Annotated in this window: 35 protein-coding genes; 8 read left to right on the top strand and 27 right to left on the bottom strand. The window is 66.3% G+C overall.

Going from position 1 to position 23,984, the window contains the following annotated elements; genetic code table 11:
* Nucleotides 1-40 precede the first annotated feature (40 nt).
* From ccoN to ccoP, 4 genes are read left to right on the top strand one after another with little or no spacing between them, the layout of a single operon-like run.
* Nucleotides 41-1,729, top strand: coding sequence for a cytochrome-c oxidase, cbb3-type subunit I (ccoN, locus tag ATO4_RS22735; RefSeq protein ID WP_083594062.1), 1,689 nt, complete (start codon nucleotides 41-43; stop codon nucleotides 1,727-1,729).
* Between the two features lie 10 nt (nucleotides 1,730-1,739).
* A complete protein-coding gene (gene ccoO, locus ATO4_RS22730) occupies nucleotides 1,740-2,543 on the top strand; it encodes a cytochrome-c oxidase, cbb3-type subunit II (RefSeq protein ID WP_083594061.1) in 804 nt (267 codons plus the stop codon).
* A gap of 11 nt (nucleotides 2,544-2,554) precedes the next feature.
* Nucleotides 2,555-2,710: a cbb3-type cytochrome c oxidase subunit 3 gene (locus ATO4_RS22725; protein WP_083594060.1), complete on the top strand. Its 156-nt coding sequence runs from the start codon at nucleotides 2,555-2,557 to the stop codon at nucleotides 2,708-2,710.
* Between the two features lie 3 nt (nucleotides 2,711-2,713).
* Nucleotides 2,714-3,586, top strand: coding sequence for a cytochrome-c oxidase, cbb3-type subunit III (gene ccoP, locus ATO4_RS22720; RefSeq protein ID WP_083594059.1), 873 nt, complete (start codon nucleotides 2,714-2,716; stop codon nucleotides 3,584-3,586).
* 61 nt (nucleotides 3,587-3,647) lie between these two features.
* Here the strand turns inward: ccoP and ATO4_RS28545 are convergent, their stop codons facing one another.
* Nucleotides 3,648-4,136, bottom strand: coding sequence for a helix-turn-helix domain-containing protein (locus ATO4_RS28545; RefSeq protein WP_245308897.1), 489 nt, complete (start codon nucleotides 4,134-4,136; stop codon nucleotides 3,648-3,650).
* A gap of 187 nt (nucleotides 4,137-4,323) precedes the next feature.
* Between ATO4_RS28545 and ccoG the strand changes: the two genes are divergently transcribed.
* Genes ccoG through ccoS form a run of 4 tightly spaced genes read left to right on the top strand, consistent with a single transcriptional unit; the run spans nucleotide 4,324 to nucleotide 8,870 of the window.
* Nucleotides 4,324-5,898 (top strand): cytochrome c oxidase accessory protein CcoG, encoded by a 1,575-nt coding sequence (ccoG, locus tag ATO4_RS22710; protein ID WP_083594057.1) that lies wholly within the window; start codon nucleotides 4,324-4,326, stop codon nucleotides 5,896-5,898.
* The gene (locus ATO4_RS22705) at nucleotides 5,895-6,374 is read left to right on the top strand and encodes a FixH family protein (RefSeq protein WP_083594056.1); all 480 of its coding nucleotides are present in this window, start codon (nucleotides 5,895-5,897) and stop codon (nucleotides 6,372-6,374) included. The genes ccoG and ATO4_RS22705 overlap by 4 nt, the downstream gene beginning before the upstream one ends.
* A 10-nt stretch (nucleotides 6,375-6,384) precedes the next feature.
* Nucleotides 6,385-8,715 (top strand): heavy metal translocating P-type ATPase, encoded by a 2,331-nt coding sequence (locus ATO4_RS22700; protein WP_083594055.1) that lies wholly within the window; start codon nucleotides 6,385-6,387, stop codon nucleotides 8,713-8,715.
* Complete coding sequence (gene ccoS / locus ATO4_RS22695; RefSeq protein WP_083594054.1) at nucleotides 8,712-8,870, top strand: cbb3-type cytochrome oxidase assembly protein CcoS; 159 nt, start codon at nucleotides 8,712-8,714, stop codon at nucleotides 8,868-8,870. The genes ATO4_RS22700 and ccoS overlap by 4 nt, the downstream gene beginning before the upstream one ends.
* A gap of 105 nt (nucleotides 8,871-8,975) precedes the next feature.
* Here the strand turns inward: ccoS and metW are convergent, their stop codons facing one another.
* The 26 genes from metW to ATO4_RS22565 all read right to left on the bottom strand — a co-directional run.
* Nucleotides 8,976-9,584 carry a methionine biosynthesis protein MetW gene (gene metW, locus ATO4_RS22690; RefSeq protein ID WP_083594087.1) on the bottom strand — a complete coding sequence of 203 codons (609 nt, stop codon included), beginning with the start codon at nucleotides 9,582-9,584 and terminating at the stop codon, nucleotides 8,976-8,978.
* A 59-nt stretch (nucleotides 9,585-9,643) separates the two neighbouring features.
* Nucleotides 9,644-10,864: a homoserine O-acetyltransferase gene (locus ATO4_RS22685; RefSeq protein WP_083594053.1), complete on the bottom strand. Its 1,221-nt coding sequence runs from the start codon at nucleotides 10,862-10,864 to the stop codon at nucleotides 9,644-9,646.
* Between the two features lie 100 nt (nucleotides 10,865-10,964).
* Nucleotides 10,965-11,612 carry an adenylate kinase gene (locus tag ATO4_RS22680; protein WP_083594052.1) on the bottom strand — a complete coding sequence of 216 codons (648 nt, stop codon included), beginning with the start codon at nucleotides 11,610-11,612 and terminating at the stop codon, nucleotides 10,965-10,967.
* Nucleotides 11,609-12,952: a preprotein translocase subunit SecY gene (gene secY, locus ATO4_RS22675; protein ID WP_083594051.1), complete on the bottom strand. Its 1,344-nt coding sequence runs from the start codon at nucleotides 12,950-12,952 to the stop codon at nucleotides 11,609-11,611. Before secY ends, ATO4_RS22680 begins: the two co-directional genes overlap by 4 nt.
* A gap of 283 nt (nucleotides 12,953-13,235) precedes the next feature.
* The gene (gene rplO, locus ATO4_RS22670) at nucleotides 13,236-13,733 is read right to left on the bottom strand and encodes a 50S ribosomal protein L15 (protein ID WP_083594050.1); all 498 of its coding nucleotides are present in this window, start codon (nucleotides 13,731-13,733) and stop codon (nucleotides 13,236-13,238) included.
* 111 nt (nucleotides 13,734-13,844) lie between these two features.
* Nucleotides 13,845-14,048 carry a 50S ribosomal protein L30 gene (gene rpmD, locus ATO4_RS22665; RefSeq protein WP_083594049.1) on the bottom strand — a complete coding sequence of 68 codons (204 nt, stop codon included), beginning with the start codon at nucleotides 14,046-14,048 and terminating at the stop codon, nucleotides 13,845-13,847.
* 40 nt (nucleotides 14,049-14,088) lie between these two features.
* The gene (gene rpsE / locus ATO4_RS22660) at nucleotides 14,089-14,670 is read right to left on the bottom strand and encodes a 30S ribosomal protein S5 (RefSeq protein ID WP_083594048.1); all 582 of its coding nucleotides are present in this window, start codon (nucleotides 14,668-14,670) and stop codon (nucleotides 14,089-14,091) included.
* Nucleotides 14,671-14,777: 107 nt separating this feature from the next.
* The gene (gene rplR / locus ATO4_RS22655) at nucleotides 14,778-15,140 is read right to left on the bottom strand and encodes a 50S ribosomal protein L18 (RefSeq protein ID WP_083594047.1); all 363 of its coding nucleotides are present in this window, start codon (nucleotides 15,138-15,140) and stop codon (nucleotides 14,778-14,780) included.
* A gap of 9 nt (nucleotides 15,141-15,149) precedes the next feature.
* Nucleotides 15,150-15,683 carry a 50S ribosomal protein L6 gene (gene rplF, locus ATO4_RS22650; RefSeq protein WP_083594046.1) on the bottom strand — a complete coding sequence of 178 codons (534 nt, stop codon included), beginning with the start codon at nucleotides 15,681-15,683 and terminating at the stop codon, nucleotides 15,150-15,152.
* Nucleotides 15,684-15,821: 138 nt separating this feature from the next.
* Nucleotides 15,822-16,220, bottom strand: a complete 399-nt coding sequence (gene rpsH / locus ATO4_RS22645) for a 30S ribosomal protein S8 (RefSeq protein ID WP_083594045.1) — start codon at nucleotides 16,218-16,220, stop codon at nucleotides 15,822-15,824.
* Between the two features lie 12 nt (nucleotides 16,221-16,232).
* On the bottom strand, nucleotides 16,233-16,538 hold the full coding sequence (rpsN, locus tag ATO4_RS22640) for a 30S ribosomal protein S14 (RefSeq protein ID WP_083594044.1): 306 nt from the start codon (nucleotides 16,536-16,538) through the stop codon (nucleotides 16,233-16,235).
* Between the two features lie 34 nt (nucleotides 16,539-16,572).
* On the bottom strand, nucleotides 16,573-17,136 hold the full coding sequence (rplE, locus tag ATO4_RS22635; protein ID WP_083594043.1) for a 50S ribosomal protein L5: 564 nt from the start codon (nucleotides 17,134-17,136) through the stop codon (nucleotides 16,573-16,575).
* Entirely contained in the window at nucleotides 17,129-17,443 is a 315-nt protein-coding gene (gene rplX, locus ATO4_RS22630) for a 50S ribosomal protein L24 (protein ID WP_083594042.1), read from the bottom strand. Before rplX ends, rplE begins: the two co-directional genes overlap by 8 nt.
* Nucleotides 17,444-17,457: 14 nt before the next feature.
* Complete coding sequence (gene rplN, locus ATO4_RS22625) at nucleotides 17,458-17,826, bottom strand: 50S ribosomal protein L14 (RefSeq protein ID WP_083594041.1); 369 nt, start codon at nucleotides 17,824-17,826, stop codon at nucleotides 17,458-17,460.
* Between the two features lie 65 nt (nucleotides 17,827-17,891).
* Nucleotides 17,892-18,149, bottom strand: a complete 258-nt coding sequence (rpsQ, locus tag ATO4_RS22620) for a 30S ribosomal protein S17 (protein WP_083594040.1) — start codon at nucleotides 18,147-18,149, stop codon at nucleotides 17,892-17,894.
* Between the two features lie 11 nt (nucleotides 18,150-18,160).
* Nucleotides 18,161-18,361 (bottom strand): 50S ribosomal protein L29, encoded by a 201-nt coding sequence (gene rpmC / locus ATO4_RS22615; RefSeq protein ID WP_083594039.1) that lies wholly within the window; start codon nucleotides 18,359-18,361, stop codon nucleotides 18,161-18,163.
* A 12-nt stretch (nucleotides 18,362-18,373) separates the two neighbouring features.
* A complete protein-coding gene (gene rplP, locus ATO4_RS22610; RefSeq protein ID WP_083594038.1) occupies nucleotides 18,374-18,787 on the bottom strand; it encodes a 50S ribosomal protein L16 in 414 nt (137 codons plus the stop codon).
* A gap of 28 nt (nucleotides 18,788-18,815) precedes the next feature.
* The gene (rpsC, locus tag ATO4_RS22605; RefSeq protein ID WP_083594037.1) at nucleotides 18,816-19,523 is read right to left on the bottom strand and encodes a 30S ribosomal protein S3; all 708 of its coding nucleotides are present in this window, start codon (nucleotides 19,521-19,523) and stop codon (nucleotides 18,816-18,818) included.
* A gap of 1 nt (nucleotide 19,524) precedes the next feature.
* On the bottom strand, nucleotides 19,525-19,914 hold the full coding sequence (gene rplV, locus ATO4_RS22600; protein WP_083594036.1) for a 50S ribosomal protein L22: 390 nt from the start codon (nucleotides 19,912-19,914) through the stop codon (nucleotides 19,525-19,527).
* A 1-nt stretch (nucleotide 19,915) separates the two neighbouring features.
* The gene (gene rpsS, locus ATO4_RS22595) at nucleotides 19,916-20,194 is read right to left on the bottom strand and encodes a 30S ribosomal protein S19 (protein WP_083594035.1); all 279 of its coding nucleotides are present in this window, start codon (nucleotides 20,192-20,194) and stop codon (nucleotides 19,916-19,918) included.
* 12 nt (nucleotides 20,195-20,206) lie between these two features.
* Entirely contained in the window at nucleotides 20,207-21,043 is an 837-nt protein-coding gene (rplB, locus tag ATO4_RS22590; protein ID WP_083594034.1) for a 50S ribosomal protein L2, read from the bottom strand.
* A gap of 22 nt (nucleotides 21,044-21,065) precedes the next feature.
* Nucleotides 21,066-21,359 (bottom strand): 50S ribosomal protein L23, encoded by a 294-nt coding sequence (locus ATO4_RS22585; protein WP_083594033.1) that lies wholly within the window; start codon nucleotides 21,357-21,359, stop codon nucleotides 21,066-21,068.
* Nucleotides 21,356-21,976, bottom strand: a complete 621-nt coding sequence (gene rplD, locus ATO4_RS22580) for a 50S ribosomal protein L4 (protein ID WP_083594032.1) — start codon at nucleotides 21,974-21,976, stop codon at nucleotides 21,356-21,358. The genes ATO4_RS22585 and rplD overlap by 4 nt, the downstream gene beginning before the upstream one ends.
* Entirely contained in the window at nucleotides 21,976-22,701 is a 726-nt protein-coding gene (gene rplC, locus ATO4_RS22575) for a 50S ribosomal protein L3 (RefSeq protein ID WP_083594031.1), read from the bottom strand. The genes rplD and rplC overlap by 1 nt, the downstream gene beginning before the upstream one ends.
* A 25-nt stretch (nucleotides 22,702-22,726) precedes the next feature.
* Nucleotides 22,727-23,035 (bottom strand): 30S ribosomal protein S10, encoded by a 309-nt coding sequence (gene rpsJ, locus ATO4_RS22570; RefSeq protein WP_007066362.1) that lies wholly within the window; start codon nucleotides 23,033-23,035, stop codon nucleotides 22,727-22,729.
* 180 nt (nucleotides 23,036-23,215) lie between these two features.
* On the bottom strand, nucleotides 23,216-23,984 hold a 769-nt coding region (locus ATO4_RS22565), incomplete at its 5' end, for an elongation factor Tu (protein WP_083592702.1).

The raw sequence follows: 23,984 nt of genomic DNA, 5'->3' as shown, positions 1-23,984 counted from the left end.
CCGCTCCTCGCCCCGGATTGAGAAAGAGGGTGGCAAATCAATGCGATATACGACCGAGACGATGCTCGTCGGTCTCGCCGCTTTCCTGGCGCTGCTCGGCGCGGGATTTGCGGCCGACGTGCCTTTCAGGGAGCACGCCTACGTCCTGTTCGTCGTCCTGGCGATCACGGCGATCGTCATGATGCGCCGGATCGACTTTTCCGGCGACAAGATGATCCCGCTGCGGGCCGATACGTCCGGCGATAGACCCGGCGGCGGACTGGTGGCGCGGAGCGAGACCGCAGGGAGCACCGGGAGCGCGACCAGCGTCGCCTACATGGACGACGTCGTGCGCTACGGCGTCATCGCGACGGTGTTCTGGGGCATCGTCGGCTTCCTCGTCGGCGTCGTCATCGCCTCGCAGCTCGCCTGGCCGGATCTCAACATCCAGCCCTGGTTCAATTTCGGCCGCATGCGGCCACTGCACACCTCGGCGGTGGTCTTCGCCTTCGGCGGCAACGCCCTCATCGCCACCTCCTTCTACGTCGTCCAGCGCACCTGCCGGGCGCGGCTGTGGGGCGGCAACCTCGCCTGGTTCGTCTTCTGGGGCTACCAGCTGTTCATCGTCATGGCCGCCACCGGCTATCTCCTCGGCATCACCGAGGGGCGCGAATATGCCGAGCCGGAATGGTATGTCGACCTGTGGCTGACGGTCGTCTGGGTCGCCTATCTGGCGGTCTTCCTCGGCACGCTGGTGAGGCGCAAGGAACCGCACATCTACGTCGCCAACTGGTTCTACCTCGCCTTCATCGTGACCATCGCGATGCTGCACGTGGTCAACAACCTGTCGCTGCCGGTCTCCTTCGTCGGCGCCAAGAGCTACTCGGCCTTTTCCGGCGTCCAGGACGCGCTGACCCAGTGGTGGTACGGCCACAACGCCGTCGGCTTCTTCCTCACCGCCGGCTTCCTCGGCATGATGTACTACTTCATCCCCAAGCAGGCGAACCGGCCGGTCTATTCCTATCGCCTGTCGATCATCCACTTCTGGGCGCTGATCTTCCTCTACATCTGGGCCGGCCCGCATCACCTGCACTACACCGCCCTGCCCGACTGGGCGCAGACGCTGGGCATGGTCTTCTCGATCATGCTGTGGATGCCCTCCTGGGGCGGCATGATCAACGGCCTGATGACGCTGTCTGGGGCCTGGGACAAGCTCCGGACCGACCCGGTGCTCCGGATGATGGTGATCTCCGTCGCCTTCTACGGCATGTCGACCTTCGAGGGCCCGATGATGTCGATCAAGTCGGTGAACTCGCTCTCGCACTACACCGACTGGACCATCGGCCACGTGCATTCCGGCGCGCTCGGCTGGGTCGGCATGATCTCCTTCGGCGCGGTCTATCACCTGACGCCGAAGCTCTGGGGCCGCGAGCGGCTCTACTCGCTGCGCCTCGTCAACTGGCACTTCTGGCTCGCCACCCTCGGCATCGTCGTCTACGCCGCGGTCATGTGGGTCTCGGGCATCATGCAGGGCCTGATGTGGCGCGAATACGGAGACGACGGCTACCTCGTCTACTCCTTCGCCGAGACCGTCGCCGCCATGCATCCCTACTACGTCCTGCGCATGCTGGGCGGGGCGATGTTCCTCGCCGGGGCGCTGATCATGGCCTTCAACGTCTACAAGACCATCCGCGGCGACGTTCGCCGGGAAGTGCCGATGGGCACCCCGACCCTGCAGCCGGCGGAGTGAGGACACCCCGATGACCGACAAGAACAACGCCAATCCCGCCCTCGACGGGGCACGCCCGGAGCTGAAGGCCGACCCCGTCGCCAGGGGCATCCTCGCCCACCACGGCAAGATCGAGCGCAACGCCACGCTGCTCCTCGTCCTGTCGCTGCTGGTGGTGACGATCGGCGGCATCGTCGAGATCGCGCCGCTCTTCTACCTGCAGAACACCATCGAGAAGGCGGAAGGCATGCGGCCCTATTCGCCCCTCGAACTCGCCGGGCGCAACATCTATCTGCGCGAGGGCTGCTACAACTGCCACTCGCAGATGATCCGCCCGTTCCGCGACGAGACCGAGCGCTACGGCCACTACTCGCTCGCGGCGGAGTCGATGTACGATCACCCGTTCCAGTGGGGCTCGAAGCGCACCGGGCCGGACCTTGCCCGCGTCGGTGGCCGCTACTCCGACGAGTGGCAGGTGCAGCACCTCACCGATCCCCGCTCGGTCGTGCCGGAATCGATCATGCCCTCCTACGGCTTCCTGCTGAATGCCGACCTCGACATGAAGGACCCGGCCGGCCATCTCGAAGCCAACCGCTCGGTCGGCGTGCCCTACAGCGACGAGATGGTCGCGAACGCCGCCGCCGATCTGACGGCGCAGGTCAAGCCGGATGGCGACGCCTCCGGTCTCCTCGCCCGCTATCCGAAGGCCGTGGTGGCCGATTTCGACGGCAATCCCCAGCGCCTGACCGAGATGGACGCGCTCGTCGCCTATCTCCAGATGCTCGGCACGCTCGTCGACTTCTCCGCCTACGACCCCATCGAAAACCAGCGCTGAGGAGGCCTGACATGGAACCCGACTATCACGCCATGCGCGCCTTCGCAGACACCTGGGGCCTGCTCGCCATGGCCCTCTTCTTCCTCGGGGTCGTCGGCTTCGTGCTGCGCCCCGGCGCCCGCCGATCGGCCGACGAGGCCGCCGCCATCCCCCTGAAGGAGGACTGACCCATGGCCGATCACAAGGACGTCGACCAGATCACCGGTGTCGAGACCACGGGCCATTCCTGGGACGGCATCAAGGAGCTGAACAATCCCCTGCCGCGCTGGTGGCTCTGGACCTTCTACGCGACCATCGTCTTCGCGCTCGTCTACACGGTTCTCTACCCGGCCTGGCCGATGGTGAACTCGGCCACCACGGGCCTCCTCGGCTGGTCGAGCCGCGGCGATCTGGGCGCGGAGCTGGCTGCCGCCAATGCGGCCCGGGCCGGGCAGCTGGAAAAGATCTCCGCGCTCTCCGTCGAGGAGATCGCCGCCGATCCGGACCTTCGCACCGTCGCCATCGCCGGCGGCCGCGCCGCCTTCAAGGTCAATTGCGTCCAGTGCCACGGCTCCGGCGCGGAAGGCGGGCCGGGCTATCCGAACCTCAACGACGACGCCTGGCTCTGGGGCGGTCAGCTGGACGCCATCCACACGACCCTCGAACATGGCATCCGCTATGCTTCGGACGCCGACACCCGGGTCTCCGAAATGCCGGCCTTCGGCCGCGACGGCATCCTCGACCGGGCGCAGATCGGCGATGTCGCCGACTACGTCCTGACGCTCGGCGGGACGGCCGCCGATCCGGCTGCGGCCGAACGGGGCGCGGTGGTCTATGCCGAGAACTGCGCCGCCTGCCACGGCGACGGCGGCGAAGGCATGCGGGAAGTCGGCGCGCCGGCGCTGAACGACGCGATCTGGCTGTTCGGCGGCGCCAAGGACGACATCGTCCGCCAGGTGACGACGCCGCGCCACGGCGTCATGCCCGCCTGGGGCACTCGGCTCGGCGAGACGACGGTGAAGGAACTGACCGTCTATGTGCACAGCCTGGGGGGTGGGGAGTAGGCACCACAGGTTTGAAGCGGATGTGGCTCTGGCGCAAAAGTGCGAGAGCCACATCGTGTGATCATGCGGCTTCGCGCGGGATCTTCTCCTGAAGCAGCGCGAGCACACTCTCCGGCGCTTTGTCGATCAGAAGCAGATAGGCCCGCAAGCCGCCCAAAGGACGCGCCCGGGCCTGTTCCCATTCGCGGATCTGGTTGATCGTGAAACCGAACGCCGAGGCGAACTCGTCCTGCGTCATGCCGAGGCGCCTGCGCAAGCTTCGGACGTCGATCTCGTCGGGAAGGTGAAGTTTCGCCGGCTTCATCTCGCCCTTGGTGATCGCGATCGCCTCACTGAGACCCTGCGCGATCTTGTCGAAGGCCTTTTTGCTCATTTCAGTCGACCTGTCCCGCCGAAGCGTTTGCCGTATTCCTCGATCAATGATGCGGACATTGCCTTGAGCGCGTTCCGCTCTTTCGCCGTGAGATTGGCCCGCTCCCCCTTCGAGAAGACGGTGATGAGGAATACCGGCATCCGCTCTCCTGACTGCGTGACTGACGCATTCTGTCAAGGAGCGAGCAAGCTCTCCCCTGCATGAGCACGGCAGTCATCACGGTGGCGCTGCGACTGCGGGCAGGGCTGCCGTGACCGAGCCGGACGCCGGATCCACTTGACCTCGATCAAGGACACGCGCCCGCCGGCGGCCTAATCCCTCGACCATCGCCCCGATCCCTCGGGCGCAGTGCCGAGACCCGATCATGCTGCAACTCCCGGACAGCCCGGACATCCACCGCATCGACGTCGCGCCCGTCAACGCGCCGGCGCGCCAGCAGAGCCAGCCGCTCTACGCCAAGCGCGAGAAGATCCACCCCAAGCGCGCCGAGGGCAACTTCCGCCGGCTCAAGTGGATCATCATGGCGGTGACGCTGGCGATCTACTACGTCACGCCATGGCTGCGCTGGGACCGCGGGCCCTTCGCGCCGGACCAGGCGGTGCTGATCGACCTCGCCCATCGCCGGTTCTATTTCTTCTTCATCGAGATCTGGCCGCAGGAATTCATCTTCGTCGCGGGGCTCCTGGTGATGGCCGGCGTCGGGCTGTTCCTCGTCACCTCCGTCGTCGGCAGAGCCTGGTGCGGCTACACCTGCCCGCAGACCGTCTGGACCGATCTCTTCCTCGTCGTCGAGCGGTTCTTCGAGGGCGATCGCAACGCCCGGATCAAGCTCGACAAGGCGCCCTGGAGCCTCGAGAAGCTCCGCAAGCGGGCGATGAAGCACGTCGTGTGGATCGTCATCGCGGTCGCCACCGGCGGCGCCTGGATCTTCTACTTCGCCGACGCGCCGACGCTCCTGCAGAACTTTCTCGAGGGCGACGCCCCCTTCGTCGCCTATTCGACCGTCGCCATCCTGACCGCCACCACCTACGTCTTCGGCGGCCTGATGCGCGAGCAGGTCTGCATCTACATGTGCCCCTGGCCGCGCATCCAGGCAGCGATGCTCGACGAGGAATCGCTCGTCGTCACCTACAACGACTGGCGCGGCGAGCCGCGCAGTCACGGCGCCAAGAAGGCCAAGGCCGCCGGGCTCGCCGTCGGCGACTGCGTCGACTGCAACGCCTGCGTCGCCGTCTGCCCGATGGGCATCGACATCCGCGACGGCCAGCAGATGGCCTGCATCACCTGCGCGCTGTGCATCGATGCCTGTGACGGCGTCATGGACAAGCTCGGCCGCGAGCGGGGGCTGATCTCCTATGCGACGCTGAAGGACTACGACGCCAACATGGCGCTCGCCACCGACCCGGTCACCAACACGATTGAGCCGGGCCGGATCCGCGGTGCCGACGGCCGCTTCGTCTCCGCCGTCCGGCATTTCGACTGGCACGTCTTCCTGCGGCCGCGCACGCTGCTCTATGCCGGCCTGTGGACGGCGATCGGCATCGGCCTCCTCGTCGCGCTGATGGCGCGCGAACGGCTGGAGCTGAACGTCCAGCGCGACCGCAATCCGGTCTTCGTGAAGCTGTCGGACGGCTCGATCCGCAACGGCTACACCGTCAAGCTGCTCAACATGATCCCCGAGCCGCGCCAGTTCCGGCTGTCGATCGAGGGGCTGCCCGGCGCGGTGATGTTCTCGGAGGACCTGCACCAGCCGGAGGGGCGCAGCTTCGCCGTCAACGTCGATCCCGACCGGCTGCGGACGCTGAAGTTCTTCGTCGTCCAGCCCGGCCCGGACGTGAAGCCCGGGACCACCGATTTCCGCTTCGTCCTCGACGACATGAACAGTTCCGAATCGGCCGGCTACGACGCCGCCTTCGAAGCCCCGGAGAAAGCCCGATGACCTCCAAGATCTCTCCCCCGCGCGAATTCACCGGCCGCCACATGGCCCTGGTGATGGGCCTGTTCTTCGGCACGATCATCACGGTGAACCTCACCATGGCCTATTTCGCAAAGACCACCTGGAGCGGTCTCGTCGTTCCCAACAGCTATGTCGCCAGCCAGACCTTCGATGCCGACACGGCCCGGCGCAGGAACGAGGCCGCACGCGGCTGGTCGGCCGAGACCAGCTATGCGGAGGGCCGGTTCCGGCTGGCGCTCGCCGACGCCTCCGGGCGCCCCGTCACCGGCGCGGTGGTCCGCGTCACCATCGGCCATCCGGTCAACGCCACGCTCGACCGCACGCTGACCCTGACGCCGACGGGCGACGGCTACGAGGGCGAGACCGATCTGACGCCCGGCCGCTGGGAGGCGCGGCTCGCCGTCGAGGCGGGCGAACTCGGCGCCTGGCATCGCGACATCCGTTTCTCGGTGCAGTGAGGATCCGGCGATGAGCTGCTGCAGTCCCTCCCTGGAACTTGCCGAAAGCGACGACCGCGCCATCACCACCGACGTGAGGGGCGAAGCGCTCAGGCATGCGGGCCGTCTCGCCGAGGACGGCACCGCCACCTATGTCTTCTCGGTACCGTCGGTTCATTGTGGCGCCTGCATCGCCGCGATCGAAGGCGCACTCCGACCGCTTGACGGGGTCGTCTCGGTGCGCGTCAACCTGACGCTCCGCCGGCTGACGGTCGTCCTGGCCTCGGCCGATGTCTCGCCGCTGCCGATCGCTGCGACGCTCGCGCGCCTCGGCTATCCCGGCACCCCCGTCGACCTCGGCGACCTCGGCGACCTTGCGCGCCAGAAGGAGTCGGCAAAGCTCCTGACGGCGCTGGGGATCGCCGGATTTGCCGCCGCCAACGTCATGCTGCTCTCCGTCTCGGTCTGGTCCGGCGCCGACGCCGCCACCCGCGACCTCTTCCACCTGATCTCCGCGCTGATCGCCGTGCCCGCCGTCGCCGTCGCCGGCCAGGTGTTCTTCCGCTCGGCCTTCGCCGCCCTGCGGGCCGGGCAGCTCAACATGGACGTGCCGATCGCCCTCGCCCTCGCCCTGTCCCTGGTCATGAGCCTCGCCGAGAGCCTGACCGGCGGCGCCGAGGCCTATTTCGACGCGGCGGTGACGCTGACCTTCTTCCTTCTCGTCGGCCGCTATCTCGACCAGCTGATGCGCGAGCGCGCCCGCAGCGCCGTCCTCGGCATCGCAAGGCTGGCGGCCAGGGGCGCGATCCGGGTGGAGGGCGCCGAGCAGTTCTACGTCCCGATCGACGAGGTGCGGCCCGGCATGCGGCTGCGGGTGCCAGCGGGCGATCGCATGCCCGTCGACGCACGCATTCTGGAAGGGTCGAGCGAACTCGACCGCTCTCTCGTCACCGGCGAGAGCGAGCCGGTGCTCGCGGCCGCCGGCATGCGCGTCGAGGCCGGCGTCCTCAACCTGTCCGGTCCGCTCGAGGTGGAGGCGCTGTCGGCGGCCGGCGACAGCTTCCTCGCCGAGATCATGGCGATGATGGAGGCGGCGGAACAGGGGCGCGGCGCCTATGTGCGCGTCGCCGACCGGGCGGCGCGGCTCTATGCGCCGGTCGTCCATCTCGTCGCCGCCGCCGCCTTCCTCGGCTGGCTGATCGCCAGCGGCGGCGACTGGTATCACGCCCTGACGATCGCGATCGCGGTGCTCATCGTCACCTGCCCCTGCGCCCTCGGGCTGGCGGTGCCGGTCGTCCACGTGGTCGGCGCCGCCAGGCTGTTCGATGCCGGCATCCTGATGAAGGACGGCTCGGCCCTGGAGCGGCTCGCGGAGATCGACACGGTGGTGTTCGACAAGACCGGGACCCTCACCACCGGCACGCCCCGGCTCGCCGCGACGGACCTTCGCGACGGGGCCGAGAGCGATGCCGCGCGGGCGCTGGCCGCCCGCTCCTCGCATCCGGCATCCCTCGCGATCCGCGACGGGCTGCCAGGGGGCGCCGAGCCTCTGCTCGAGGCCGTGCGCGAGGTGCCGGGCTTCGGCGTCGAGGCGCGGATCGGCGGACGCAACGCACGCCTCGGGCGTCCTGCCTGGGTCGCCGAGATCGCCGCAAGGCCGGATGCCGGCGCCGGCAGCGCAACGTCGTCCGGCAGCGTCGCCTTCGCCTTCGAAGGCGGACAGATCGCAGGCTTCACGCTGGACGAGCAGCTGAGGGAGGGCGCCGCCAACGCGGTCGCCACGCTCGCAGAGGCGCATCTGCCGGTCGAGATCCTGTCCGGCGACGGCAGGGCGCCGGTCGCGCGGGCGGCGGCGGCGCTCGGCATCGACCGCTTCTCCAGCGAGCGGACGCCCGGCGACAAGATCGCCCGGATCCGGCAGCTTCAGGCGGCCGGTCACCATGTGCTGATGGTCGGCGACGGCCTGAACGACGCCCCGAGCCTTGCGGCGGGCGACGTCTCGATGGCGCCCGCCTCGGCCTGCGACGCGGGGCGGCTCGCCGCGGACTTCGTGTTCACCCGCGACAGCCTCGAAGCGGTGCCCTTCGTCGTCGCCGTCGCCCGCCGGGCCCGCGGGCTGGTGCGGGGCAACTTCGCCCTCGCCATTCTCTACAACGTCATCGCCGTACCGCTGGCCGTCGCCGGCCACGTCACGCCGCTGGTCGCCGCGATCGCCATGTCGGCATCCTCGATCGTCGTCGTCGCCAACAGCCTGCGTTTGTCCCGCGGCAGCAAACTGGCGGGACGTCCCGCCCGGGCCGCAGCGCCCACGCCACATCGAAGCGCCGATCGTCAGGGGCTGGACGTGGAGCTGGCCGCATGACCGTCCTCCTGATCCTCGTGCCGATCGCCCTCCTGCTCGGTCTTGCGGGGCTGTTCGCCTTCTTCTGGGCGCTGAAGAGCGGCCAGTACGAGGACCTCGACGGCGCCAGCTGGCGCGTCCTCCAGGACGACGGCGAGGACGGCGCCAAGCGCTGAACGCAGGACGGCGCGCCATCCCGTCGGCGGGTCTTCGACCGGCGCCGAGGGGTTGCCGCTCAAGCGCAGCGCGGGCTCGATCCCAGGGTCGGGCCCGGCGCTCGGCTACCGCTTGAGGACGAACACCGCCTGCTGGCCGAACAGGTTCCAGAACCACCAGGGCATCTTCATGCCCATCTTCTGGCCGGTGGCGTTGATGGCGATGGCCGTCTCGACCGTCGCCCCGAGCTCGTCGGCCAGGGCGACGAAGTCGCGGATCGTGCAGAAGTGGATGTTCGGGGTCTCGTACCAGGAATGGGAGAGATTGCGGGTCACCGGCATGCGGCCACGCAGCGCCACCGAATAGCGGATCGTCCAGTGGCCGAAATTCGGGAAGGAGACGATCGCCCGCTGGCCGATCCTGAGGAGTTCCGACAGGACGACCTTGGGATTGCGGGTCGCCTGGATCGTCTGCGACAGGATCACGTAGTCGAAGGCGTCGTCCGGATAGTGGACGAGGTCGCGGTCCGCGTCGCCCTGGATCACCGAGAGGCCGCGGGCAACGCATTCGTTGACGCCAGCCTGGCTGAGCTCGACGCCGCGACCGTCGACCTTGCGGCGCTCCTGCAGAAGTTCGAGCAGCGCGCCGTCGCCGCAGCCAATGTCGAGCACCCGGGCCCGCTCCGCCACGAGATCGGCGATGACCTCGAGGTCGAGGCGGATCCCGGCCGGCATGGCGGCCACCGTGTCGGTCGTCGCGGTCGGGCCGCTGGTATGGGTGTCGGCGGAGAGCGTCACCGGTCGAGCCCCCTCGCCCGCGCCGCCGAGGAAACGAAGCCCTCGATCGCCGCAAAGAAATTCGGCTCCTCCAGAAGGAACGCGTCGTGGCCGCGGTCGGTGTCGATCTCGACGAAGGACACCGACGCCGCAGCCGCATTGAGGGCATGGACGACGGCCCGGTTCTCCTCGGTCGGGAACAGCCAGTCGGACGAGAACGAGACGAGGCAGAAGCGCGTCTGCGAGCCCTGGAACGCCTTGGCCAGCGACCCGCCATAATCCGCGGCGATGTCGAAATAGTCCATCGCCCGGGTCATGTAGAGATAGGAGTTGGCGTCGAACCGGTCGACGAAGGTCATCCCCTGGTGGCGCAGATAGCTCTCGATCTGGAAGTCGGCGTCGAAGCCGAAGCCGAACGCCTCCCTGTCCTGCAGGTTGCGGCCGAACTTGCGCTGCAGCGCCATCTCGGACAGGTAGGTGACATGGGCCGTCATCCGCGCGACGGCGAGGCCCTTCACCGGGCGCTTCCCCTGCATGAAATACCGCCCGCCCTGCCAGTCCGGATCGGCCATCACCGCCTGGCGGCCGACCTCATGGAAGGCGATGTTCTGGGCCGAGTGCCGTGCGCCGGTGGCGATCGGCAGGGCCGCGAACACCTTGTCGGGGTAGCTCACCGTCCATTGCAGCACCTGCATGCCGCCCATCGATCCGCCGATGACCGCGAACAGCGTCTCGATTCCGAGCCGTTCGACCAGCATCGCCTGCGCCCGCACCATGTCACGAATGGTGATCACCGGGAGCGACAAGCCGTAGGGCTCGCCGGTCTCCGGGTCGATCGAGGCCGGCCCGGTCGAGCCGAGGCAGCCGCCGATGACGTTGGAACAGATGACGAAGTACTTGTCGGTGTCGATCGGCTTGCCGGGGCCGATGATCGACGACCACCAGCCGGGCTTGCCGGTCACCGGCGAGCGGCTGGCCGCATAGTGATCGCCGGTCAAGGCGTGGCAGACGAGGATGGCGTTGGTGCGGTCCGCGTTGAGTTCGCCGTAGGTGTTGTAGGCGATGCGGACGGGCGCGAGATCGATGCCGGCATCCAGCCGCAGCGGCTCGTCCATGCCGAACACGGCGACCGGGCTGGACGGCTCCAGCGCCTCACGGTTGCCGACCTCGCTGGTCGCGGCGGTGTTCACGGGATCGAGGGTCGTTGTCGGCGTCACGGTGATGAATTCGCCCTTCATCCGAGGACGTTCCTTCGAGGAGGAACGATGATGCCGGAAAGACTGGCCATGAGGGTCGCGGCCGGAGTGGTCTGCCACCCCGGCCACCGAAATACGCGAATCAACCCTTCACGATCTCTTCGATGCTTTCGGTCACCTCGTCCATCGCCGCCATGCCGTCGATGGAGCGCAGCGTGCCCTTGCAGTGGTAGTAGCCGACCAGCGGCGAGGTTTCCTTGTAGTAGGTCCGCAACCGCGACCGCATGGTCTCCGCATTGTCGTCCGGCCGCCGCTTGAACTCGGTCGAGCCGCAGTTGTCGCAGGTCCCCTCGACCTTCGGCAGGCGATCCACGTCGTGATAGACGGTGCCACAGTTGGCGCAGGAGAAGCGACCGGAGACGCGGGTGACGAGGACGTCGTCGTCGACCTTCAGCTCGATGACGTGGTCGAGGTGCTGACCCCGCCGCTCGAGCAGCGCTTCCAGCGCATCCGCCTGCTTCAGCGTGCGCGGATAACCGTCGAGGATGAAGCCCTCGGTGCAGTCATCCTCGGCGATCCGGTCCGCGACGATGGCGTTGACCACCTCGTCCGGCACCAGATGGCCCGCGTCCATGATCGCCTTCGCCTGTTTGCCGACTTCCGTTTCGGCGGCGACGGCGGCCCGCAGCATGTCACCCGTGGAAAGCTGCGGGATGTTGTGACGATTGACCAGACGCTGTGCCTGCGTACCCTTCCCCGCTCCCGGCGGCCCAAGCAAAATCAGCTTCATCGTGCTCCGCGTCTCCCCCCTCTGAGCTTCGCCTTCTTGACGAGGCCTTCATACTGATGGGCCAAGAGGTGGCCCTGGATCTGCGCCACGGTGTCCATCGTCACGGAGACGACGATGAGCAGCGACGTTCCACCGAGATAGAACGGAACGCCCGCGGCGGAAATCAGAAACTCGGGCAAAAGACAGATGAGCACAAGGTAGATCGCACCGACGACGGTGATGCGGGTCAGGACGTAGTCGATGTACTCGGCCGTCCGCTCGCCCGGCCGAATGCCCGGGATGAACCCGCCATGCTTCTTCAGATTGTCCGCCGTGTCCTTCGGATTGAAGACCACCGCCGTGTAGAAGAAGGCGAAGAAGGCGATCAGCGCGGCATAGAGCAGCATGTAGAGCCACTGGCCGTGGCCGAGCGCCGCGACCACCGCCGTCGCCCAGTCGGGCAGCGTCGAGGTGTCGGTGAAGTTCGCGACCGTGACCGGCAGAAGCAGCAGCGACGAGGCGAAGATCGGCGGGATGACGCCGGCGGTGTTGAGCTTCAGCGGCAGGTGCGAGGTGTCGCCCTGGAACATCCGGTTGCCGACCTGTCGCTTCGGATACTGGATCAGCAGCCGGCGCTGGGCCCGCTCGAAGAACACGATGAAGGCGATGCAGGCGATGGCGACAACGATCACCAGGAGGATCACCGCGGTCGACAGCGCGCCGGTGCGGCCGAGTTCCAGGAGATTGGCGATGGCGGCCGGAAGATGCGCGACGATGCCGGCGAAGATGATCAGCGAAATGCCGTTGCCGATGCCGCGCGAGGTGATCTGCTCGCCGAGCCACATCAGGAACATCGTGCCGCCGACCAGCGTGATCACCGCCGAGATGCGGAAGAACCAGCCCGGATCGACGACGAGGCCGGCCTGCGTCTCGAGGCCGACGGCGATGCCATAGGCCTGGAAGGTCGCGAGCAGCACGGTGCCGTAGCGGGTGTACTGGTTGATCACCTTGCGGCCCTGCTCGCCCTCCTTCTTGAGGTTCTCGAGCGAGGGGACGACCGACGTCATCAGCTGGATGATGATCGATGCCGAGATGTAGGGCATGATTCCGAGGGCGAAGATCGCCATGCGGCCGACGGCGCCGCCGGAAAACATGTTGAACAGGCCGAGAATGCCGGTCGACTGCTGCTGGAACGCCTGGGCGAGCGCGGCCGGGTCGATGCCGGGCATCGGAATGTAGGTTCCGAGGCGATAGACGAGGAGAGCGCCGAGGGTGAACCAGATGCGCTTCTTCAGATCCTCAGCCTTCGAAAAGGCCGAGAAATTCAGGTTGGCGGCAAGTTGTTCCGCTGCCGATGCCATAACGAGGAGCTCCCCGGGTTGTCCCCTATACGGCCGAGCAGCGCTTCTGGCGCCCGACCGGACTCGGGCTTGAGACGGATCCTTTGCCGAGACCCGTCAAATAAGCGGGTGTGCTCTGCCACGCAAGCGCCCAAATGTCCCCGTCGGGAACGGCACGTTGCGCGATGAGCGTCCAGCCCGCTCGTGACGTCGGCCGGCAGGACCGGCCGACGAAGTTCATTGCTTCTCGAGGATGCCTATGGCCTCTCCGCAGGACGCCTCAGGGCATCCCTGTGGGGAAGCCTCAGGCCGAGGCAGCCTCGGCAGCATCGGAAGACTTGCGCACCACCGTTGCCGTCACCGAACCGCCGGCCTTCTCGACCTTCTCGATCGCCGACTTCGAGGCGCCCGCGACCGTGAGGGTCAGCTTGGCCGTCAGTTCGCCGTCGCCCAGAAGCCGCACGCCGTCCTTGGGACGACGGATCACGCCGGCGGCGATCAGCGCGGCACCGTCGACCGGCGCCGAGGCATCCAGCTTGCCGGCGTCCACCGCCTGCTGCAGGCGGCCGACCGAGACGGTGTTGTAGTTCTTCGAAAAGATGTTGACGAAGCCGCGCTTCGGCAGACGCCGGTAGAGCGGCATCTGGCCACCCTCGAAGGCGTTGATGGCAACGCCCGAACGGGACTTCTGGCCCTTGACGCCGCGTCCGCCGGTCTTGCCCTTGCCCGAACCGATGCCGCGTCCCACCCGCTTGCGCGAATGCGTGGCGCCTTCGATGTCGGAAAGCTCGTTGAGTTTCATGTCTCTTCTCCTCGGCCGCCGATCGAGCCGCACAAGCGCTCAGACGGGTGGCCCGGTCAAAAGGGGTGGTTGGCCCGCACGACTTGCGCGCGGACCGACGGTGCGTGGCGATCAGGCCTCGTCGACGACCCGGACCATGTGCGCGACCTTGGCGATCATCCCGCGAACGGCGGGCGTGTCTTCCAGGGTGCGACGGCGGTTCATCTTGTTGAGGCCGAGGCCCGCCAGCGTCAGGCGCTGGTCCTTCGGGCGGCGGATCGGGCTGCCGTACTGCTCGACGGTCACCGTCTTGCCGGCGGTCTTGTCATTGGCCATGCTCAGGCTCCTTCAAACGATGGCACGCAGGCCAGCCAGGTCATTCCGCCGCAGCGGCATCTTCGGCGGCGGCGGGAGCCGCGCCATGATGCTGACGACGGGCCTGCAGCGTCGAATACTTGATGCCGCGACGCGCCGCGACGTCCTTCGGATGGGTCGCGTTCTTCAGGGCGTCGAAGGTGGCGCGAACCATGTTGTAGGGGTTCGACGAGCCGAGCGACTTGGCGACGACGTCGTGCATGCCGACGGCCTCGAACACGGCGCGCATCGGGCCACCGGCGATGATGCCGGTACCGGCGTCTGCCGTGCGCAGGATGACCTTGCCGGCGCCGTGGCGGCCAGCGGCGTCATGATGCAGCGTGCGGCCATCGCGCAGCGGCACGAAGATCAGCTCGCGCTTGGCGGCTTCCGTGGCCTTGCGGATGGCTTCCGGCACTTCGCGGGCCTTGCCGTGGCCGAAGCCGACGCGGCCCTTGAGGTCGCCGACGACGACGAGTGCGGCGAAGCCGAAGCGGCGTCCGCCCTTCACGACTTTCGCGACGCGGTTGATGTGGACGAGCTTGTCGACGAATCCGTCGTCGTGATCGTCACGGCGATCATTGCGATCGTTACGAGGCGCCATATCCTAGTCCTTGTTTTTTTCCGGAGGCGTCCAAGGGAACGGCCGCCAAGAGGCGGCCGGGCGAAGCAGCGGCGCCGGAGCGCCGCCGCAAAGGGTGATGTGCCCGATCAGAAGTTCAGGCCGGCCTCGCGGGCCGAATCGGCGAGGGCCTTGACCCGGCCGTGATAGATGAACGCGCCGCGATCGAAGACGACGTCGGTGACGCCCGCTTCCTTGGCGCGCTCGGCGACGAGCTTGCCGACGGCGGTTGCCGCGGCGACGTCGGCACCGGTCTTCAGATCACCGCGCAGGGTCGGCTCGAGCGTCGAGGCAGAGGCGAGCGTGCGCCCTGCTTCGTCGTCGATGACCTGCGCGTAGATGTTCTTCGACGAGCGGTGCACCGACAGACGCGGGCGGCCGTTCGCGACCTTCTTGAGTGAGCGGCGGATACGCGAAGCACGGCGCCGCAGCGATTCCTTAGGAGTAGCCATGACGGGACCTTACTTCTTCTTGCCTTCCTTACGGACGATCTTCTCGCCCGCGTACTTCACGCCCTTGCCCTTGTAAGGCTCGGGACCGCGATACTCGCGGATTTCCGCGGCGACCTGGCCGACGCGCTGCTTGTCGATGCCGGTGACGACGATCTCGGTCGGCTTCGGCACGGCAATCGAGATGCCCTCGGGCGTCTGATAGACGACCTCGTGGGAAAATCCCAGCGACAACTGCAGGTTCTTGCCCTGCAGCGCCGCACGATAGCCGACGCCGTTGATCTCGAGCTTCTTCTCGAAACCGGTCTTCACGCCAGCGAAGATGTTCTCGATCATCGTGCGGGACATGCCCCACTTCGAACGAGCCACCTTGGACTGATCGCGCGGGTCCACCTTGACCGCACCGTCTTCCATCTTCACCAGCACTTCGTCGTTGACGACGAAGGCGAGCTCGCCCTTCGGGCCCTTGGCCGTGACGGTCTGGCCCTCGACCGAGGCGGTGACGCCCTCGGGCACGGAGACCGGCTTCTTACCAATGCGGGACATTTCGAAACCCTGTCCGTTTCGTGCGCGGCTGCCATCTGCCCTTTCGAGGCGACATACCGTGCGTTTTCAAATGCTGACGGGTGGTGCGCGGCGCGAAAGCCGACGCAACACCCGCCCTATGGCATAAATTCTAACGCGTCAGAAGACCCGGCAGAGAATCTCGCCGCCGACATTCTGTTCGCGGGCACTGTGGTCCGCCATCACGCCCTTCGGCGTCGACAGAACCGAGATGCCGAGGCCGTTGGCGACCTGCGGGATCGTCTTCGCCGAGACATACACGCGACGACCCGGCTTGGAAACCCGGGCAATCTCCCGGATCACGGCCTGGCCCTCGTAGTACTTCAGCTCGATCTCGTATTCGGACTTGCCGTTGCCGAAATCGGTGAGGGTATAGCCTCGGATGTAGCCCTCGTCCTTGAGGACGTCGAGCACCCGGCCACGCAGCTTGGAAGCCGGCGTCGTGACCGAGGACTTGTTGCGCATGACCGCATTGCGGATGCGGGTCAGCATATCGCCGAGCGGATCAGACAAAGACATGACGAACCCTCCTTACCAGCTCGACTTGACGATACCGGGGATCTGGCCGTTGTTGCCGAGTTCCCGGAGCGCGATACGGCTCATCTTGAGCTTGCGATAATAGGCGCGGGGCCGACCGGTCACTTCGCAGCGATTGCGGATGCGGACCTTCGAACCGTTGCGGGGCAGCTCGGCCAGTGCCAGCTGCGCCTTGAAACGCTCTTCCATGGGAGCGTCGGCATTCTTGGTGATCGCCTTCAGAGCAGCCCGCTTGGCGGCGTATTTCGCCACCAGTTGCTGACGGTGCTTGTTCTGTTCGATCATGCCCTTCTTGGCCATTGTCTCGTCCTTTGCTCGTCTGCCGTTACAGGCGTCAGTTCGTCCGGAAGGGGAAATTCAGCGCCTTCAGGAGGGCGCGTGCTTCCTCGTCCGTCGAGGCCGTCGTACAAACGATGATGTCCATGCCCCACATCTGATCAACCTTGTCGTAGTTGATCTCGGGGAACACGATGTGCTCCTTGAGGCCCATGGCGAAGTTGCCACGGCCGTCAAAGCTCTTCGGATTGAGGCCGCGGAAGTCGCGGACCCGGGGCAGTGCGATCTGGATCAGGCGATCCACGAACTCGTACATGCGCTCGCGGCGCAGCGTGACCTTGCAGCCGATCGGCATGCCCTCGCGGACCTTGAAGCCCGCGATGGACTTGCCGGCGCGGGTGATCACCGGCTTCTGGCCGGCGATCCGCGCGAGGTCCTCGGCGGCGACCGTCGGCTTCTTGGAATCGCCGGTGGCCTCACCGACGCCCATGTTGATCACGACCTTCTCGAGCCGCGGAACCTGCATGTCGTTGGCGTAGGAGAACTGCTCGTGCAGCGCCTTGCGGATGTCTTCGCGATAGACGCGCTTGAGCCGGGGCTCGTAGGTGGCGGCTTCAGCCATTGATCTCTTCCCCCGAACGCTTCGCAACGCGCACCTTGGTGCCGTCCTCGAGAGTCTTGAAGCCGATCCTCGTCGCCTTGCCGTCCTTCGGGTCGGCGACCGCGAGGTTCGACAGGTGGATCGGCGCTTCCTTGGAAATGATGCCGGCTTCCTGCGAAGCGGTCTGGCGCTGGTGGCGCTTGACCATGTTCACGCCCTGGACCAACGCCTTGTCGTCCTTGGGCATCATCTTGATGACTTCGCCCGACCGGCCCTTGTCCTTGCCGGCGAGCACGACGACCGTGTCGCCTTTGCGGATCTTCTGCATCGTCCGCTCTCCTCTTAAAGAACTTCGGGGGCGAGCGACACGATCTTCATGTGGTTCTTGCCGCGCAATTCGCGGGGAACCGGTCCGAAGATACGGGTGCCGATCGGCTCTTTCTTGTTGTCGATCAGGACGGCGGCGTTCGAATCGAACCGGATCACCGAACCGTCGGCGCGGCGGATGTCCTTGGCGGTACGAACCACCACGGCCTTCATCACATCGCCCTTCTTGACGCGGCCGCGCGGGATCGCCTCCTTGACGGACACGACGATGACGTCGCCGACCGAGGCGTACTTCCGCTTCGAGCCGCCCAGCACTTTGATGCACATGACACGACGGGCGCCGGAATTGTCAGCCACGTCGAGGTTTGTTTGCATCTGAATCATGTCAGACCGCCTTCAAAAGCTTGGCACCGGAAACGCCGCGACAGGCGGCGCGCCGGTGAATTCGTTCAACTTGCTGCTTGCGCCGTCGACGACGCGCTGGAAACGACGATCCAGCTCTTGTCCTTCGAGATCGGCCGCGACTCCTCGATCGAGACGATGTCTCCGACCTTGGCCGCGTTGGCCTCGTCATGCGCCTTGTACTTCTTCGAACGGCGCACGGTCTTCTTCAGCAGCGGATGGGCGAAGCGACGCTCCACCAGCACCACCACCGTCTTGTCGTTCTTGTCGGAGACCACCGTCCCCTGCAGGATGCGTTTCGGCATTGTCTGGTCCTTTAGGCCTGGGCGGTGTCCGCCTTGGCGCGTGCGATCGTCTTGATCCGGGCGATGTCGCGACGGACCTGGCGCACGCGCGCGGTGTTCTCGAGTTGACCCGTGGCCCGCTGGAAACGCAGGTTGAACTGCTCTTTCTTCAGCTTGGCGAGCTCGTCGGTGAGTTCGTCCTGGGTCATCCTTCTGACGTCGGAAGCTTTCACGTCAAACTCTCCTTATTCCGCAATGCGCTGGATGAAGCGCGTGCGCACCGGAAGCTTCGCCGCGCCGAGGCGCAGGGCCTCGCGGGCGATATCCTCGGAAACGCCGTCGATCTCGAACATGATCCGGCCGGGATGCACCCGGGCCGCCCAGTAGTCAACCGAACCCTTGCCCTTACCCATGCGGACTTCCGTCGGCTTCGACGTGACCGGCAGGTCCGGGAAGATCCGGATCCAAACCCGGCCCTGACGCTTCATCTGACGGGTGATCGCGCGGCGAGCCGCCTCGATCTGGCGGGCGGTGACCCGCTCCGGCTCCACGGCCTTCAGACCATAGGCGCCGAAATTGAGAGCCGTTCCGCCCTTGGAGGTACCGTGAATGCGTCCCTTGAACGCCTTCCGGTACTTCGTACGCTTTGGCTGCAGCATCCTTCCAACTCCGAATTCTTAATGGCCCTCAGGCGTGCTCGCGGCGACGACCGCCGCCGCCCTGGCTATCGCCCTCGATCTGACGACGCTCGGCGGCCATCGGATCGTGCTCGAGGATCTCGCCCTTGAAGATCCAGACCTTGACGCCGCAGATGCCATAGGCCGTCTTCGCCTCGGCGGTCCCGTAGTCGATGTCCGCACGCAGCGTGTGCAGCGGCACGCGGCCTTCGCGGTACCACTCCGTGCGGGCGATCTCGGCACCGCCGAGACGGCCGCCGCAGTTGATGCGGATGCCTTCCGCGCCGAGGCGCATCGCCGACTGGACGGCCCGCTTCATCGCCCGGCGGAACGCCACGCGGCGCTCCAGCTGCTGGGCGATCGACTGGGCGACCAGCGCCGCATCGATCTCGGGCTTGCGCACCTCGACGATGTTGATGTGCGTCTCGGCCTTGGTCATCGAGGAGAGCTTCTTGCGAAGCTTCTCGATGTCGGCGCCCTTCTTGCCGATGACGATGCCCGGACGCGCCGAGTGGATCGTGATGCGGCACTTCTTGTGCGGACGCTCGATGACGACCTTGGAGACCGCCGCCTGCTTCAGCTCTTCCATCAGGTAGCGACGGATCTCCAGATCCTCGTGGAGGAGCTGGCCGTACTCGCCCTTGTTCGCGAACCAGCGCGAATCCCAGGTGCGGTTGATGCCGAGCCGAAAACCGGTCGGATTGATTTTCTGACCCATCTTATGCGGCCTCCTCGATTTCCTCGACCTCGCGCACGACGATCGTCAGATGCGCGAACGGCTTCTCGACACGGCTCGCACGGCCACGCCCACGGGCGTGGAAGCGCTTCATCGTGATCGACTTGCCGACATAGGCCTCGGCGACGACGAGGGCGTCGACGTCGAGATCGTGGTTGTTCTCGGCGTTCGCGATGGCGCTTTCCAGCGTCTTCTTGACCGTCTCGGCGATCCGCTTGCGCGAGAAGGTGAGATCGGCGAGAGCCCGGTCGACCTTCTTGCCGCGGATCAGCTGAGCCACGAGATTGAGTTTCTGCGGGCTGACGCGGATCGAGCGGGCTACCGCCCTCGCCTCGTTCTCCGCCAGCCGACGCTCGGCCTTCGCCTTGCCCATGTTACTTCCTCTTCGCCTTTTTGTCGGCGCCGTGGCCGTAATAGGTACGGGTCGGTGCGAACTCGCCGAACTTGTGCCCGATCATGTCCTCGTTGACATTGACCGGAATGTGCTTGGAGCCGTTGTAGACGCCGAAGGTCAGACCAACGAACTGCGGCAGGATCGTCGACCGCCGGGTCCAGATCTTGATGACGTCGTTACGACCGCTCGAACGGGCCTTGTCGGCCTTCTTGAGAAGAAAGCCATCGACGAACGGGCCCTTCCAGACAGAACGTGCCATTGAAAGTATCCCTTACTTCTTGCGCTGATGGCGCGAGCGCATGATGAACTTGTCGGTCGCCTTGTTCTGGCGCGTGCGCTTGCCCTTGGTCGGCTTGCCCCACGGGGTGACCGGATGACGGCCTCCGGAGGTGCGGCCTTCGCCGCCGCCATGCGGATGGTCGACCGGGTTCATCGCGACGCCGCGAACATGCGGACGCTTGCCCAGCCAGCGCGAACGACCCGCCTTGCCGAGGTTGATGTTGCCGTGGTCGGGGTTCGACACGGCACCGACCGTCGCAAAGCACGAGGACGACACCAGCCGCTGCTCGCCCGAATTGAGGCGCAGGATCGCCATGCCCTGGTCGCGGCCGACCAGCTGGGCGTAGGCCCCGGCCGAGCGGGCGATCTGGCCACCCTTCTCCGGCTTCATCTCCACATTGTGGATGATGGTGCCGACCGGCAGGGCCGACAGCGGCATCGCATTGCCGGGCTTCACGTCGACGCCGGACATGCCGGAGACGACCTGATCGCCGGCGGAGAGCCGCTGCGGTGCCAGGATATAGGCGAGCTCGCCATCCGCATACCGGATCAGCGCGATGAAGGCCGTGCGGTTCGGATCATATTCGAGCCGCTCCACCGTGCCGACGACGTCCAGCTTGCGACGCTTGAAGTCGACCACGCGGTAGGTGCGCTTGTGTCCGCCGCCCTGGTAGCGGGCGGTGATGCGACCGGTGTTGTTGCGCCCGCCCTTCTGGGAGAGGCCTTCGGTCAAGTGCTTGACCGGCTTGCCCTTGTGGAGCCCCGAACGGTCGACGATGACCAGCTGGCGCTGGCTCGGCGTGTTCGGCTTGAAATTCTTCAGTGCCATCTGCCTGTTCCTCCGGTCCCGCTCAGAGTCCGGTCGAGACGTCGATCGAGTGGCCCTCGGCCAACGTCACGACGGCTTTCTTCTGGTCGCTCTGACGGCCGACGCGGCCCTTGAAGCGCTTGACCTTGCCCTTGCGGACGAGGGTGTTGACGGCGGAAACCTTGACGTTGAACAGGCTCTCGACGGCCGCCTTGATCTGCGGCTTGGTCGCGGTGCCCGGAACGTTGAAGACCACCTGGTTCGATTCCGACAGGAGCGTCGACTTCTCCGTGATCACCGGCGAGGTGATCAGGTCGTAATGGCGCAGATCGATCATTTGAACCGCTCCTCGAGAGCCTCGACTGCGGCCTTCGACAGAACCAGCGTCTGCCGGCGCAGAATGTCGTAAACATTGATGCCCTGAACCGGCAGGACGTCGATGTGCGGAATGTTGCGGGCCGAACGGGAGAAGTTCTCGTCCAGCTCGGCGCCGCCGATGATCAGCGCGTTGGAAAGACCGAGATCGGCGAAACGCTTCACCGTCGCCTTGGTCTTCGCCTCGTCCGACTTCAGCTCGTCGACGACGATGATGCCGCCCGACTTCGCCTTGGCCGACAGCGCGTGCTTCAGCGCCAGCGCCCGGAACTTCTTGGGAAGATCATGGGCATGGCTGCGCGTCGTCGGGCCATGGGCCTTGCCGCCGCCGCGGAACTGCGGCGCGCGGGCCGAGCCGTGACGGGCCCGACCGGTGCCCTTCTGGCGATACAGCTTGGCGCCGGTACGAGCGATCTCGGCGCGACCGAGGGTCTCGTGGGTGCCCTGCTGGCGCTTGGCCAGCTGCCAGCGAACCATGCGCTGGAGGATGTCCTCGCGCGGCTCGAGGCCGAAGATCTCGTCGGCCAGGGTCACCTGGCCGGCGTCGGAACCGTCGAGGCTCTTGATCGTGATGTCCATTACTCAGCCCCCTCGGCTTCGGTCGCTTCGACCTTGGCGCCGTCGTTCGCAGCCTGGCGAATCGCGGCCGGCTTCGGCGCGTTCTCCGGCAGCGCCGCCTTGACGGCGTCGCGGACCTCGATCCAGCCACCCTTCGAACCCGGCACCGCGCCGCGGACCAGGATCAGGCCCTTCTCGGGATCGGTACGCACGATCTCGAGATTCTGGGTGGTCACCCGGACCTGGCCCATGTGACCGGCCATCTTCTTGTTCTTGAAGACCTTGCCCGGATCCTGGCGCTGACCGGTCGAACCGTGCGAACGGTGCGACACGGACACGCCGTGGGTGGCGCGAAGGCCGCCGAAGTTGTGGCGCTTCATCGCACCGGCAAAACCCTTGCCGATGGAGGTGCCCGTGACGTCCACGATCTGGCCGGGGACGAAATGATCGGCGGTGATCTCGGCACCGATGTCGATCATGTTGTCCTCGGAGACGCGAAACTCGACGAGCTTGCGCTTCGGCTCGACGGAGGCCTGGGCGAATACGCCCCGCATGGCCTTCGACGTGTTCTTCACCTTGGCGAGACCGGCGCCGAGCTGAACGGCGGTGTAACCGTTCTTGTCGCGGGTCCGCTGGGCGACGACCTGGAGGTTCTCGACCTTCAGGACGGTGACCGGAACATGCTCGCCGGCGTCGTTATAGACGCGGGTCATGCCGACCTTCTGTGCAATCACACCTGAACGCATGGGCGTTATCCTTCCCGTGCTCTGATCAGAGCTTGATCTCGACGTCGACGCCGGCGGCGAGGTCGAGCTTCATCAGCGCATCGACCGTCTGCGGCGTCGGATCGACGATGTCGAGAAGCCGCTTATGGGTGCGCATTTCGAACTGCTCTCGCGACTTCTTGTCGATGTGCGGCGAGCGGTTGACGGTGAACTTCTCGATGCGCGTCGGCAGCGGGATCGGTCCGCGCACATTCGCGCCCGTGCGCTTGGCCGTCGAGACGATCTCGCGCGTCGAAGCGTCGAGGACCCGATGGTCGAACGCCTTCAGACGGATGCGGATATTCTGGCCGTTCATGTTCTATTGTCCTCTGTCGGAAGCGACCGGCAAGCCAGCCCTTTTCCGAGCGCTTGTCATTCTTCTCATCAGCCAAATCGTGCGCGGGAAACTCCCGCCCGCCCCTCAGAAAAGGGACGAAACGGCCGGCGCTTCGCGGTCAGGATGGACCACCACGCGCCGGCCTTGAACGCTTCAGTCCTACTCGACGATCGCCGCGACGATGCCGGCGCCGACGGTGCGGCCGCCTTCACGGATGGCGAAGCGCAGGCGCTCTTCCATCGCGATCGGGACGATCAGCGTCACGTCCATGGTCACGTTGTCGCCGGGCATCACCATCTCGGTGCCCTCGGGCAGCGTGCACACGCCGGTCACGTCCGTCGTGCGGAAGTAGAACTGCGGGCGGTAGTTGGTGAAGAACGGCGTGTGACGGCCACCCTCTTCCTTGGTCAGGATGTAGGCCTCGGCCTTGAACTTGGTGTGCGGCTTCACCGAACCCGGCTTGCACAGCACCTGTCCACGCTCGACGCCCTCGCGATCCACACCGCGGATCAGCGCGCCGATGTTGTCGCCGGCCTGGCCCTGGTCGAGCAGCTTGCGGAACATCTCGACGCCGGTGACCGTGGTCTTCTTGGTGTCGCGGATGCCGACGATCTCGACTTCCTCGCCGACCTTGACGACGCCGCGCTCGACGCGGCCGGTGACGACCGTGCCGCGGCCCGAGATCGAGAACACGTCCTCGATCGGCATCAGGAACGGCATGTTGATCGGACGCTCGGGGGTCGGGATGTAGGCGTCGACCGCCGCCATCAGCTCGCGCACCGCGTCTTCGCCGATCTTCTTGTCACTGTCTTCGAGAGCGGCCAGCGCCGACCCCTTGACGATCGGGATGTCGTCGCCCGGGAACTCGTAGGACGAAAGCAGCTCGCGAACCTCGAGCTCGACCAGCTCGAGCAGCTCCTCGTCGTCG

Source organism: Aurantimonas sp. 22II-16-19i (genome assembly GCF_002088275.1).
GTDB lineage: Bacteria > Pseudomonadota > Alphaproteobacteria > Rhizobiales > Rhizobiaceae > Jiella.
The sequence above is the reverse complement of the archived record's forward strand: the minus strand, read 5'-3'. Positions and strand labels throughout refer to the sequence as shown.